Origin of the sequence: Neorhizobium sp. R1-B (assembly GCF_004368875.1) — a bacterium.
GTDB lineage: Bacteria > Pseudomonadota > Alphaproteobacteria > Rhizobiales > Rhizobiaceae > Neorhizobium > Neorhizobium huautlense.
Genome location: NZ_SOEM01000001.1, coordinates 77,575 through 90,339, shown reverse-complemented (window position 1 = coordinate 90,339; position 12,765 = coordinate 77,575). Strand labels below are relative to the sequence as shown.

Sequence of the window (12,765 nt, the reverse complement as noted above, 5' to 3'; positions counted from 1 at the left end):
GCCCATCCTGCTTGCGTTTGTGAAGCGTAATGGGATTGTTCATGAAGCCGGCGGGAAACCCGTTGCCGCAGGTCAGCCAGAATGAGCTGCAGGCAATGGCCTATAGCGACCCACTCACGGGTCTGGGAAACCGATACCGCCTGCGCGACAAGGTGCGTCTGCTGGCAGCCGAACGTGCGCAAGATCCCGCGCCCTTTACGGTCTGCATTGCCAATCTCGATGGCTTCAAGCCGATCAACGACCTGTTCGGCGCCGAGGCAGGCGACGAAATTCTCTGTCAGGTCGCTCACCGCTTGAAAGCGTGCATCCCTGACGGCGCGACCGTAACGCGGCATGACGGAGACGAATTTGCCTTCGTCTTGCCGCTTGTGTTCGAACGGAACAGTGCCGAACGCGTCGGACAAATGATCAAGGATGTGCTTTCCGCTCCCTACGATCTGGGCGACCGCAACGTGCGCCTCTCTGCATCCTTCGGTTTCGCCATCTATCCTTTTGCCGGAGAAGACTTCGAAGAATTGCTGAAAAGCGCGGAGACGGCCCTTTACCGCTCCAAACGGCGCGGGCGGGGCCAGATTACCGTCTATTCACGCGAAATTGCCCAGGAAATGAAGCGGGCGACACAGCTCGAACAGGCGCTACGCAATGCCATTATCGCCGACGCGGTGGATGTGCACTTCCAGCCGATCGTGCGTATCAAGGACGGCGGCGTCGTTGGTTTCGAGGCGCTTGCGCGCTGGATCGATGCGGATCTGGGCCCGGTCTCACCCGCTGTCTTCGTACCTTTGGCCGAGGAGCGCGGTTTTATTGACGCGCTTTCTGAAACGTTGCTGCGCAAGGCTGCCGAGGCTGCGCTCTCATGGCCGCGAGAATTATTCCTGTCCTTCAACCTGTCTTCCGCGCAGCTGATGGACCCCGGCACCACCGACACGATTCTGTCGGCGCTTGCCCGCGTCGGCCTCGATCCTTACCGTTTGGAGCTGGAAATTACCGAAACGGCCGTGATGACCTCGGCCGATACGGCGCAACGGATCATTACAGACCTCAGGCACCAAGGGGTTCGCATTTCCCTTGATGATTTCGGCACTGGTCAATCGAGCCTGGGCCGGCTGCGCGACTTCACCTTCGACAAGGTGAAGATCGACCGCGCTTTCGTCTCCCGCATCACCACCGACCGCGCTTCGGAACATATCGTCAAGGCGATCATCGCCATGTGCGAAGGTCTCGATCTGCAGGTGGTGGCCGAGGGTATCGAAACGAGCGCCGACGCCGACAAGCTGAGGGAGCTCGGCTGCGGCATGGGCCAGGGATACTACTACGGCAGGCCGGCGGACGGCGCGGCGACGTTGCGTTATCTGAACGACCACTTCCGCGAATTCGTCACCATTGAACGGATTTGAGGCGCTACGCGTTGTTGCTGTAACAAAAGGCGGCACATGCGTGCCGCCCGTTTCAGTGATGACCTATGTGGCCTGAACCGTGTTATTTGCTCGGAGCGGCCGGCGGGTTGGTGCCGCCGGTTGCGGGCATCTGAGTACCGGTGGACGACGTGGTCGTTGCATCGGTTTCAGCCTGTTTGTCCTTCAGAGTCTTAAACTCGGGAGCCGCCTGCAGTGCTTCGGCGGTTTCCGTGGTTGTGAGGCGCACCTCGTTGTTGTTTTCCGCATCGCGCGTCATCGTGAGCTTTTCCATTGGTACGGCAACATCTTTTTCGCCAATGCCGAGGAAGCCGCCGACGCCGATCACGGCAGCAACGATGCCGCCATCTTCTTCCATGATCAGATCGTTCACGTCGCCGATGCTCTTGTCTTCGGCATTGTAAACCGGCTTGCCGATGTAGTCATTGGCGCTGATCTGGGTTTCGGCTTGTTCCGTCAGATAGCTTCCTGAAGCGGCAGCCGAGTCGCTTCCGGTCTTCGGAGCTGGTGTTGCAGCACTATCTGCCGGCTTTGCGGCTGGGTCAGCCGGAGCGGCAGGCGCTGCCGGAGCCGGGGGTGCTGGTGTAGCGGGCTGCGTCTGGGCGTATGCGGGAGCAATGGCGGTTGAGGCCAAAAGAACTGCCGCGGCCATCATGTTCCTGGTCTTTTTCATAACGTTCCTACCTTCTCCTGCTAAGGTTATCTGTTCGAACGCGCGGTTCTCCGGGCCGGAGTCATCCTTGTCCGCGTCGGTTCGAGAGGGAAATGTTATGACAAGCGAATAGTTCCGGATTATCCCCCTGAAATATTAGGCGATTTTTCCGGAACATTTTTCGAGCTGCGTAGTTTGAAATGCTTGCGTTTTTGCCGATCAAAGGCGATAGGCGGGCTCAGCACCGCAGTGGATGGGCGCTGCGATCTCAAACAGCGATCCGGCCAGCGGGTCTGCCGCACGGGCCGCTTCGTCAAGTCCTTCCCATGCCGAGGTGACCGCAAGGCGTCCGTCGCCGATATACACCGGACACGTCGTCCGGCGAGCCGGCAAGAGGTGCCGGGAAAGATGCGTTCCCTTGGCGTCATAGTGGTCGACCGCCCCTTCACCCCACCGGGCGTTCCAGATCGTTCCGTCGCTCGCGCAGATCGAGCCGTCAATCCCGCCCGGCCGACCATTCTGGTCCACCAGTATGGACGGCTCGCCATTGGGCCGGCCAGTCTGCCGATCGAGTGGAACCCGCATCAGCCTGTTTACCCGTGTGTCGACATAGTAGCCGATTGCCCCGTCCGGCGAGAAGCAGATCGAATTCGGGATGCTGATACTGTCGAAGATCTTGGTGATCACGCCTTGGGCCACATGATAGATTGCGCCGGCGCCGTCCTCGGACTTTTTCCCCATCGTACCGATCCACAGGCTTCCTGAAGGATGCACTCGGCCGTCGTTCGAACGGTTTCCGGGTTTTTCCGGCTCCAGCTCCCGGTAAAGGGAGAGCTCGCCCGTGGCTCGGTCCCGAATGAAGAGCCCTTTGTCGCTTGCCAGGAGTTGTCGGTCCGCATCGATGGGCGCGAGAACGCTTCCCATGAACGGCAGGGGATGCACGCTTTCACGTGCCGTCGGCAGATGCAGCTGATGAAGTGCCTTGCCGAGGATGTCGAACCACCAGAGCGTCTCAGTTGCTGCTTCGAAGGCCGGCCCTTCTCCAAGTGAGCAGAGAGAGGGGGAGAGGATCCGTCCTTCAAAATTGTAAGTGGTGGTCATACAAAATCTCCAATTGCAGTCAGAGGTAATTACTCTGTATCATTGCGACATGAGTCCGCAAACTCTGAGCATAGCTAATTTGATCCCCAATAATTATCTCCTGACAAGGGGTTGGAACCGTGCAAGAAGACATTAAACCCGAGCAGATGTCATCATTTTTGGAAATGTTTATTAGTAAAGACTTGAAAGCATCGGCCGATCGAAGGTAAAGCCCTGTCATGAGTGGAATGGCTCTTGGGATGTCGCGACGACGACCAGGCAGCTTCCACGCGGACTTCGGCCGGTTGCGCAATACTCTCCATACGAACGGTCCGTCGGTGTGAATCCAGTTGGGATGCCAGCATTTGCTCAGATGAGCGGCCGAGCAAAGAAGTAAGTGATGTCCAAGACCGAGAAAGTTGCCGAGGCCTGGGTTTTCGATGGAAACGTCGAGGAGATCGCGGCTCTCAAGACCCAGTTCGATGTATTTCGCTTCATGAAGCGGGTGACGGAATATTACGGTTGCCGCACCTTCATGGTCGTCAATCTTCCTCATGCGACGTCACTCGAGCTGTCCAGCAACACAATCATCACGAACTGGCCGGCCGAACTGATATCTCATTTCGACAGGGAAGGTTTGCTGCAGTCCAGCCCCGTTCTTCGCAGGCTCCGCAGTTCGACCCTGCCTTTCACCTTCGATTTGGAGAGTGTAAGTTCCGACAGGGGGCCGTTGATCCGAAATATTTTCGGGAGGTTCGGCCTGGTGCGCGGCGCCTATTTCCCCGTCCACGACGCCTCGGGCATTCGGGCTGCGGTTTCGTTCGCCGGTGAAGGTCCGCTCTTCAACCGGCAGCAGATGATGGAGTTGATGTATATCTCCATCCATGTGTTCGAGCGGCTGGCGGAGATCCGCAATCTGGACGTACGCGCCACGGATGTCCTGACCGAACGAGAGATCGATTGCCTCAACTGGACGGCTGCCGGCAAGACCAGCGCGGAGATCGCGGAAATTTTGGGGTTGTCGGAGCACACCGTGAACCACTATCTCAACCGCGCCGCGAAGAAATTGGATACGGTTAACCGCACTCAGGCCGTTGCCAAGGCGTTGCGGATCGGCTTGATCAAATAAAGCGCGTGCTGCATTGCACACTATTTCATCGTTGCTTAAGCATTTGGCGCCGTTAAAGGCAGGCAAATCCTGGAATTGCTGCGTCGCGGCGGCGCCAATAGCCGATAGTTGTTGGAAAAGCTCAATAAAAGTAAGCATCTTCCCGAGTGGCACGTTTCGTGCTTCTTTAGTGGCAGGTCCAGAGGGGACTGTAAAAGCGCCCCAAGAGGCGTGACAAGAAAAGCCACCGTTCGGTCTGTGCGCCATATGGCCGCCGGTCGAACGGTGGTCGCTTCTTTCCTTGCCCTCAACAATATTGAACTCCTATATATCGCCGGATGCGGCTGACCTGTTAACCGGGTGAATGCTGCTCTAACGAAAGCAGGAGTCTTGAGGGCTATGTCCGAGGTGACGAAGGAAGAAGTGCTGGCGGTGCTGGCCAAAGTTCGCGGGCCGGATTTGGAAGGCGATATCGTCTCGCGCGGCATGGTCTCCGACGTCTTTATTTCCGACAACAAGGTCTATTTCTCCATTACGGTGCCGGCGGAACGGGCGCACGAACTTGAACCGCTGCGCGTCGCGGCCGAACGCAGCGTCAAAGCCATGCCTGGGATCAAGGGTGCGCTGGTGACGCTCACGGCTGATCGAAAGGCGGGCTCGCCCGCGCCGCCTCCCCAACCGGTTCCGCCTCGGACTGCCGCTGGCGGACCGGCACATGACCATAGCCATGGCCACGCCCACCCTCCGCAGCGCGAGAAGGCTGGCGTGCCCGGTGTCGGTGCCATCATCGCGGTCGCATCCGGCAAGGGTGGAGTCGGCAAATCCACAACGGCTGTCAATCTTGCTCTCGGACTTCAGGCGAACGGGCTCAAGGTCGGTATCTTGGACGCGGACATCTACGGTCCTTCCGTGCCGAGGCTCCTCAAGATATCGGGGCGTCCCCAACAGATCGAGAACCGCATCATCAGGCCGATGGAGAACTATGGCCTGAAAGCCATGTCCATGGGTTTTCTCGTCGATGAAGAGACAGCGATGATCTGGCGCGGACCGATGGTTCAGTCGGCGCTGATGCAGATGCTGCGGGAGGTGGCTTGGGGCGATCTGGATGTTCTCGTCGTGGATATGCCCCCCGGCACCGGCGATGCTCAACTCACCATGGCCCAGCAGGTGCCGTTGGCAGGTGCGGTCGTCGTTTCGACGCCGCAGGATCTGGCCCTTATCGACGCCCGCAAGGCCATTACCATGTTCCGGAAGGTTGAGGTGCCGCTGCTCGGCATCGTCGAGAACATGAGCTTCTTCCTGGCCCCCGACACCGGCAAGCGTTATGACATTTTCGGCCATGGCGGCGCGCGCGCAGAGGCAGAGCGTATCGGCGTCCCCTTCCTTGGTGAGGTGCCGCTGACGATCGACATCCGCGAGCGCTCAGACGCTGGTACGCCGGTGGTCGTCTCGGATCCGGACGGCGCGTCGGCCAGGATCTATCGGGATATCGCCGCCAAGGTGTGGGCGGAACTGGGCGGACGCACGCCGCGGGAGGCTCCTGCCATCGTCTTTGAATAGTTTGACGCAAAGGTTTTCCTAGAGCGCTATGACTTTGAGCGGGCTTGCGGTCGTTGCGCGCCCGCAAGGCTTTGATGCGGGCCATGAAAAGGCTCGTCTTGCCGCCTCCTCTTGAATATCCGATGCGCCGGAGTCATGTTGCGGCGCCACATCGGGAGTTCGGTACCTCTTGATTTTGACTATGGCTGTCTTTATAGGCGCGTCCCGCCGGGGTCGTTGATGGCCACGGATCTGGGAACCGGCAAATCCGCTTCTCTTTAAGGCCGAGGGTTTCGGTCGGAGACCACGTTTGATCAATGCCTATAGTGCCAATGGGTCGATGAAGACGCTTGCGCCAGTTGAGGCGCAGCGCCAGCTCTCCGACGATATTGTCTGGATCGATTTGATCGAACCGACACCGGAGGAAGATGCCTATGTCGAGAGCCTGGTCGGCGTTCAAATACCTACCCGCGACGATCTGAAGGACATCGAGCCCTCGAGCAGGCTCTATATCGAGGGCAGCTCCGCTTTTATGACTGCTTCGCTCGTCTGGCATGCAGACCGAACGAATCCGGAGCTCACCGACGTAGCCTTCATATTGTCCGGCAACCGGCTTATTACGGTCCGCTACGCTGATCCAAAGAGCTTTCAGCTCTTTATCGCCGCCCTCGGCCGTATTCCCGACAAGGCGCGCGACGGCACAACCCTGCTTGCGAGGCTTCTCGAAACCATTGCGGACCGCACTGCGGAAATCCTGGAGAATGCCGTGGATCGGGTCGATACCTTGTCCACGGACATCTTCCGGGATCGCGGTAAGCGGCGCCCGCCGCAATTCCTCGAGCGAAAACTGGCAGAGATTGCCGAATGTCATCGGCTGGTCGGAAAGGTAAGGGACAGCCTGGGCTCCCTTTCGCGACTCTTGACCTTCCTGAGGAACGTGCCGTTCATGCATGAAGACAAGAGCGACGGCAGCCTCTGCGCCACCGTAGCTCATGATGTTGAAACCCTGTCCGAGCATGCGGCCTTCGTTGCAGGCAATATCGCCTTCCTGCTTGACGCTTCGCTTGGCCTGATCAACGTCGAGCAGAATTCGATTATCAAGATCTTCTCGATCGCTTCGGTGGTATTCCTGCCGCCGACGCTGGTCGCTTCCATCTACGGCATGAATTTTCATTTCATGCCGGAACTCGATTGGCACCTCGGATATCCGCTGGCGATCTTAACGATGATCCTCTCTGCCATCGTCCCTTTTTTCATTTTCCGCTGGAAAGGCTGGCTGTAGCAAGCCAGACGTCCCATGGGCCATCCTGCTGAACATTCCGCTGCCGAAACCACCAAGGTTCAAGGCCTGTTTGCACTCGCACTCGGCTCCGTCGGCGTCGTTTATGGCGACATCGGCACCAGTCCTCTCTACGCTTTCCGTGAGGCTTTGAAGCCCATTTCCCATGACGGCGTCACCGAAGTGGAGATCATCGGTCTGATCTCTCTGATGATCTGGACGCTGACCATCATCGTCACGCTCAAATACGTGCTCTTCCTGCTGCGGGCGGACAACGACGGCGAAGGCGGCACTCTGTCGCTGTTGGCGCTCCTCACGAAATCAGCCAACGGCCACAGGGCGTTCCTGATGCTGCTCGGGCTGATCGGCGCGGCACTCTTTCTAGGTGACGCGATCATCACGCCGGCGCTGTCGGTTCTGTCGGCGGTCGAAGGATTGAAACTCGTGACCCCGGCTTTGGACAGCGCTGTGCTGCCGATCTCTGTCGGCATTCTGATCGGGCTCTTCGCGATCCAGTCGAAGGGCACGGGACTGGTTTCCCGCTTCTTCGGTCCGATCACCGCCGTCTGGTTCCTGGTCATGGGAGCGGGCGGTATCGCCCATATTTCCGACGACTACGGCATCCTGGCCGCCTTCAATCCCTGGTATGCCGTCCAATTCATGCTGCACGAAGGTTTTGTCGGCATTGTCGTGCTGGGCGCGGTTTTCCTGACCGTTACCGGTGCCGAGGCGCTTTATGCCGACCTTGGTCACTTTGGCCGCAGGCCGATCCAGTGGGCTTGGTTTACGCTCGTATTCCCGGCTCTCACGCTCAATTATTTGGGGCAGGGGGCTTTGGTGCTCAAGCGGCCCGAGGCCATGTCCGATCCCTTCTATCTGATGTTCCCGCAATGGGCGCTGCTGCCGGTGGTCATTCTTGCAACCGCCGCGACCATCATCGCCAGCCAGGCGGTCATCACCGGCGCCTTCTCGCTCGTGCGCCAGGGAATCCATCTCGGCTACCTGCCGCGCATGCAGATACTTTTCACCTCCGAGACCAATACCGGTCAGATCTTTTTGCCATCGGTCAACACACTGCTTTTGGTGGGCGTGATCGCGCTGGTTCTGGGGTTTGAAAGCTCCGAAGCCCTGGCGACGGCCTATGGCATATCGGTGACCGGCGCCATGGTCGTCACGACGCTGATGGCCTACGAATTCGTGCGGCTGAAGTGGAGATGGCCGCAGAGCCTTGCGATTGGCGTCCTGGCACCATTGCTGGCGCTGGAATTGGTCTTCCTCGGGGCAAACCTACTGAAAGTGCATGATGGCGGCTGGGTGCCGGTGATGATGGCGATCATCTTCACCATTATCATGTGGACCTGGAAACGCGGCACCGCGATCCTGTTCGAGAAGACCCGCCGCATCGACGTGCCGCTCGCGACCTTCATTCCGATGGTCGAGAAGAAAAGCGATCATGCCCCGGTCCTGGTGCCGGGCGTGGCAATTTTCCTGACGAGCGATCCGGAAACCGCTCCGGCGGCTCTGCTGCACAACATCAAACACAACCATGTCCTGCACGATAAGAACGTCATCCTGACGATCGTGACTGGCAACAAGCCCCGCGTTTCGCTGGAAGAGCGCTACAAGATCGAAAAGGTGTCCGAACGCTTCACGCTGATCGAACTCCGTTTCGGCTTCATGCAATCGCACAACGTCTCGCAAGCGCTTGCTTATCTGCGCAAGACCGGTTTCAAGTTCGACATCATGTCCACCTCTTTCTATCTCGGACGCCGCAAGCTCGTGCCGGATGCGGAGTCGGGCATGCCGATGTGGCAGGACCGGCTGTTCATCGCCATGGCCAACACCGCGACCGACCCGTCCGATTATTTCCACCTGCCTGCCAATCGGGTGGTGGAACTCGGCTCCCACGTCATCATCTGACGTTCCGCAGGCTGACATTTATGTGAATGTCCTAATTCAGTCCGGTTTGCAGGTGTTTCGACTGCCGGCGTTAACCGCTCATCAAGGTTAATGATTGATCTTCACGGGGTCGTCTTTGCCTTGTGGAGTTACGGTTTTGCGTTCGAAGAGCGTTTTGCGTCGCAAGTCTGCATCCCGTCGGGATGCATGGACTTCCCCGGCTGTCTTCGGCCTTGCCTGTTGGCTAATCTTTCCGTCCGCCCCCGCCCATGGCGATCTGGCCGATCTTCTGACGGGGCTGGATCGGGCCGATCAATGGCGCATGGTCCTGACAGATTCCCCCGCAGGGTCGATTCACCAGGCGTCGCTGGCATTCCCGGGATTGAAGGACGCCGTTTCCGGCAATGCGGGCGTTACGCTCGCGGATGGTCGCAAGATTGCCCTGGTCGATGAAAAGCAATCCGCAGATCCGCGGCCCGACGAAGACCGCGTCAACCGGGCAGGGAAGAAGGGCCGCATCGTCGCGGTCGAACCGATGCAGCCGCCGAAGGCATTCTCCGCCGGCTCCGTCCTTCAGCGCTCGAGCGCGCTCACTCTGCCGATCGAGGGGCGTGATGAACTGGCCGCCTTTGCCAGAGCCGGCAAGGCGCAGAAGCCAATCGAGCTTGCATCCTTCTATTTCCGGAAGAAGGAAGAGCCGAAGCCGCAAGATGATTTGATGCCGATGATCGCCGGCCTTATCAACAACCAGCAGGCTGATGTGCTCGCAACCGCCTATGCGCCGCCGGAGCCCGACTTCGCCGAAGAATCGCCTTTCGATGCAATCTTGACGGAAAAACCGAAAGGGGGACGGTTCATTCCGCCGATCGGGCCCGATGATCATGCTTGGGCCGCAACGCCGCTACCGCCGTCGGCGTTTTCCGCCCGCGAACAGCAATGCCTCGCATCGGGCATCTACTTCGAAGCGCGCGGCGAAGCAGCCCGCGGCCAAGCCGCGGTGGCGCAGGTGATCCTCAATCGTGTTCGCAATCCCGCCTATCCCGGCACCATATGCGATGTCGTCTACCAGAACGAGGATTGGCGCAACCGCTGCCAGTTCTCCTTCGCCTGCGACAATATCAAGGATCGTATCCGCTCCGAATACCATTGGAAAATGGCCCGCGAGGTGGCGATGGCCGTTACCGCCGGAAAGATCTGGCTTCCGGAAGTCGGTTCCTCCACCCACTATCACGCAGTTTATGTGCGTCCTGCCTGGGCTCGCACCATGAAGAAGGTTGGCCGCATCGGCCTGCACGTCTTCTACCGCACCTATGGCGGCGGCTGGAGCTGACCGCCTTCTGCCTCGCAAATGCGAAGCGATTCCCGCGACAGTTTTGCCCGCTCCCGGTTGCAATGCTACTAACAATTTGAATTTCCAAGGTTAATTAACCTTGCATGAAGCGCCGCCGACGCCTTGACTATGGGGGCGCTCAAAACTATGTTGCGCGCGACTTGAAAACGGGCCTGAAGGCGCGAAATCCCTCGCTGGCTGCACTTTTTGGCGGTCGGCCGGTTCTAAGGACCGGTTGCCCGGAAGCTGGGAATAGGGACGACGTGAATGACGGATGACCGGGACGATGGTCTGGAAGAGCGCCGGAAGCGCCTGTCTGCAAAACTCGCGGACAGGAAGGCTGAAGACGCGGCAGAGGCGAAGAGGGACGCGCAATCTGAAGAGAGCCGCAGGGGCATGGCCCTCGGTTTCAAGCTCTCCTCCGAGTTCATCTCCGCTGTCGCCGTTGGCGCCATTCTGGGTTTTCTGCTCGACCGTTTTGCCGGTACGTCGCCCTGGGGGATGATCGTCCTTCTTCTTCTGGGTTTTTGTGCCGGCGTTCTGAATGTGCTTCGCGCAGTAGGTATGGTGGCTCCGCCGCCGACCATGCACAAGCGGGGCGACGAGAATGGAAAGGGAAGCGGTCTCTGACGCCTCCCGCAGGAAGATTGGGCCGCTGGCCCGGCAATGAAAGAGGTAGACGGTGGCAAACGATCCGATCCATCAGTTCCAGATCAGCAAGATCGTTCCGATTGAGATCGGCGGCATCGATTTCTCCTTTACCAATGCCTCCCTCTTTATGGTCGCCACTGTGGCTTGCGCAGCCGGCTTCCTTTATTTCTCCACCTCGCAGCGCGGGCTGATCCCCGGCCGGGCGCAGTCGGTAGCGGAAATGTCCTACGAATTCATCGCCGGCATGCTGCGCGAAGGCGCGGGCAGCCACGGGATGAAGTTCTTTCCGCTGGTCTTTTCGCTGTTCATGTTCGTGCTGACGGCGAACCTGCTCGGCATGTTCCCGTATTTCTTCACCGTCACCAGCCAGATCATCGTCACCTTCGCGCTGGCGCTGCTGGTCATCGGTACGGTTCTCGTCTACGGCTTCTACAAGCACGGCCTGCACTTCCTGCAGCTCTTCGTGCCAAGCGGCGTTCCCGGCGCGCTTCTGCCGCTGGTCGTTTCGATCGAAATCATCTCGTTCCTGTCCCGCCCGGTTTCGCTGTCGGTTCGTCTCTTCGCGAACATGCTGGCCGGCCATATCACGCTCAAAGTGTTCGCGGGCTTCGTTGCCTCGCTTGGAACCATGGGCGCGCTGGGCATCGGCGGAGCCGTCCTTCCTCTCATCATGACCGTCGCCCTGACCGGTCTCGAATTCCTTGTCGCCTTCCTCCAGGCTTACGTCTTCGCGGTGCTGACTTGCATGTACCTCAACGACGCGATCCATCCCGGCGGGCACTAAGGATAACGACATTGGCGTCCTAGGCGTCAGTCTACAGCCGCAACAACCATTTCGAAGGAGTTTCTCATGGAAGCGGAAGCAGCAAAGTTCATCGGTGCAGGTCTGGCTTGCTTTGGCATGGCCGGTACGGCTCTTGGCCTCGGCAACATCTTCGGCAACTACCTCTCGGGCGCTCTGCGCAATCCGTCTGCCGCTGACAGCCAGTTCGGCCGTCTGGTATTCGGCTTCGCCGTTACGGAAGCTCTGGGCATCTTCTCGCTGCTCATCGCTCTCCTGCTGCTCTACGCAGTCTAAGACCTGACCAGGCATCCGGATCGCGGCCGCTTGCAAGATAGCGCGCCGTGATCCTTCGCATTTGGAATACACCTGGAGGTGATGATGTTCGTGACCTCGGCATATGCGCAGACCGCGCCGGCCGCTCCTGAAACGCCTGCAGCACCGGGCGCCGCTCCCGCGGGCGATCCGCATGCCGCACCGGCTGGCGAAGTGCATACCGAAACCGGCGTCGCCCATGGCGGCGAGCACGGTGGCGGCACCTTCCCGCCATTTGATGCGACCTATTTCCCGTCGCAGATCCTCTGGCTCGTCATCACTTTCGGCCTCTTTTATCTGTTGATGAAGAAGGTCATCGTTCCGCGCGTCGGCGGTATTCTCGAACACCGCCACGACCGGATCGCTCAGGACCTCGATGAAGCCGCGCGCCTAAAATCTGAAGCCGACGCCGCTGTCGAGACCTACGAAAGGGAACTGGCGGCCGCCCGTTCCAAGGCACACACCATTGCAGAGACCGCTCGCGAAGCGGCCAAGGGCAAGGCTGCCGCCGATCGCGCCGCGATCGAGACGGAACTGGCTCAGAAGCTTTCGGTGGCTGAAACCCGCATTGGCGAAATCAAGGCTCAGGCCTTCGCTCAGGTCGGCCAGATTGCCGAAGAAACCGCCTCTGCCATCGTCGATCAGCTGATCGGCGCCAAGGCATCCGGCGACGATATCAAGGCTGCCGTCGCAGCCGCGAAGACGGAGGCCTGATA

Annotated in this window: 12 protein-coding genes; 10 read left to right on the top strand and 2 right to left on the bottom strand. The window is 59.3% G+C overall.

The window, feature by feature from the left end:
- Positions 1–41: 41 nt before the first annotated feature.
- Entirely contained in the window at positions 42–1,397 is a 1,356-nt protein-coding gene (locus EDE05_RS00380) for an EAL domain-containing protein (protein WP_134099380.1), read from the top strand.
- 82 nt (positions 1,398–1,479) lie between these two features.
- Here EDE05_RS00380 and EDE05_RS00375 read toward each other — a convergent pair whose 3' ends face one another.
- Entirely contained in the window at positions 1,480–2,088 is a 609-nt protein-coding gene (locus EDE05_RS00375; protein ID WP_134099377.1) for a PRC-barrel domain-containing protein, read from the bottom strand.
- Between the two features lie 198 nt (positions 2,089–2,286).
- Entirely contained in the window at positions 2,287–3,168 is an 882-nt protein-coding gene (locus tag EDE05_RS00370) for an SMP-30/gluconolactonase/LRE family protein (RefSeq protein ID WP_134099374.1), read from the bottom strand.
- A 379-nt stretch (positions 3,169–3,547) separates the two neighbouring features.
- Here EDE05_RS00370 and EDE05_RS00365 point away from each other — a divergent pair, with 379 nt between their 5' ends.
- The 9 genes from EDE05_RS00365 to EDE05_RS00325 all read left to right on the top strand — a co-directional run bounded on the left by EDE05_RS00365 (position 3,548) and on the right by EDE05_RS00325 (position 12,763).
- A complete protein-coding gene (locus EDE05_RS00365; protein WP_134099372.1) occupies positions 3,548–4,276 on the top strand; it encodes a LuxR family transcriptional regulator in 729 nt (242 codons plus the stop codon).
- Between the two features lie 378 nt (positions 4,277–4,654).
- A complete protein-coding gene (gene apbC, locus EDE05_RS00360; RefSeq protein ID WP_134099369.1) occupies positions 4,655–5,815 on the top strand; it encodes an iron-sulfur cluster carrier protein ApbC in 1,161 nt (386 codons plus the stop codon).
- A gap of 319 nt (positions 5,816–6,134) precedes the next feature.
- Positions 6,135–7,076, top strand: coding sequence for a magnesium transporter CorA family protein (locus tag EDE05_RS00355; RefSeq protein WP_134099870.1), 942 nt, complete (start codon positions 6,135–6,137; stop codon positions 7,074–7,076).
- Between the two features lie 15 nt (positions 7,077–7,091).
- Entirely contained in the window at positions 7,092–8,993 is a 1,902-nt protein-coding gene (locus EDE05_RS00350) for a potassium transporter Kup (RefSeq protein ID WP_105374126.1), read from the top strand.
- A 136-nt stretch (positions 8,994–9,129) separates the two neighbouring features.
- Positions 9,130–10,302 carry a cell wall hydrolase gene (locus tag EDE05_RS00345; protein ID WP_105374127.1) on the top strand — a complete coding sequence of 391 codons (1,173 nt, stop codon included), beginning with the start codon at positions 9,130–9,132 and terminating at the stop codon, positions 10,300–10,302.
- A 267-nt stretch (positions 10,303–10,569) separates the two neighbouring features.
- Positions 10,570–10,932, top strand: a complete 363-nt coding sequence (locus EDE05_RS00340) for an AtpZ/AtpI family protein (RefSeq protein ID WP_105374128.1) — start codon at positions 10,570–10,572, stop codon at positions 10,930–10,932.
- Between the two features lie 52 nt (positions 10,933–10,984).
- Positions 10,985–11,737, top strand: coding sequence for a F0F1 ATP synthase subunit A (locus EDE05_RS00335; protein ID WP_105374129.1), 753 nt, complete (start codon positions 10,985–10,987; stop codon positions 11,735–11,737).
- Positions 11,738–11,803: 66 nt separating this feature from the next.
- Complete coding sequence (locus EDE05_RS00330; RefSeq protein WP_037158317.1) at positions 11,804–12,031, top strand: F0F1 ATP synthase subunit C; 228 nt, start codon at positions 11,804–11,806, stop codon at positions 12,029–12,031.
- 81 nt (positions 12,032–12,112) lie between these two features.
- Complete coding sequence (locus tag EDE05_RS00325; protein WP_166675409.1) at positions 12,113–12,763, top strand: F0F1 ATP synthase subunit B; 651 nt, start codon at positions 12,113–12,115, stop codon at positions 12,761–12,763.
- Positions 12,764–12,765: the final 2 nt, after the last annotated feature.

What these genes read in the sequence shown, in the direction of transcription:
- EDE05_RS00380 (WP_134099380.1), top strand. Translation starts at nt 42, where the DNA reads ATGAAGCCGGCGGGAAACCCGTTGCCGCAGGTCAGCCAGAATGAGCTG.
- EDE05_RS00375 (WP_134099377.1), bottom strand. Translation starts at nt 2,088, where the DNA reads ATGAAAAAGACCAGGAACATGATGGCCGCGGCAGTTCTTTTGGCCTCA.
- EDE05_RS00370 (WP_134099374.1), bottom strand. Translation starts at nt 3,168, where the DNA reads ATGACCACCACTTACAATTTTGAAGGACGGATCCTCTCCCCCTCTCTC.
- EDE05_RS00365 (WP_134099372.1), top strand. Translation starts at nt 3,548, where the DNA reads ATGTCCAAGACCGAGAAAGTTGCCGAGGCCTGGGTTTTCGATGGAAAC.
- apbC (WP_134099369.1), top strand. Translation starts at nt 4,655, where the DNA reads ATGTCCGAGGTGACGAAGGAAGAAGTGCTGGCGGTGCTGGCCAAAGTT.
- EDE05_RS00355 (WP_134099870.1), top strand. Translation starts at nt 6,135, where the DNA reads ATGAAGACGCTTGCGCCAGTTGAGGCGCAGCGCCAGCTCTCCGACGAT.
- EDE05_RS00350 (WP_105374126.1), top strand. Translation starts at nt 7,092, where the DNA reads ATGGGCCATCCTGCTGAACATTCCGCTGCCGAAACCACCAAGGTTCAA.
- EDE05_RS00340 (WP_105374128.1), top strand. Translation starts at nt 10,570, where the DNA reads ATGACGGATGACCGGGACGATGGTCTGGAAGAGCGCCGGAAGCGCCTG.
- EDE05_RS00330 (WP_037158317.1), top strand. Translation starts at nt 11,804, where the DNA reads ATGGAAGCGGAAGCAGCAAAGTTCATCGGTGCAGGTCTGGCTTGCTTT.
- EDE05_RS00325 (WP_166675409.1), top strand. Translation starts at nt 12,113, where the DNA reads ATGATGTTCGTGACCTCGGCATATGCGCAGACCGCGCCGGCCGCTCCT.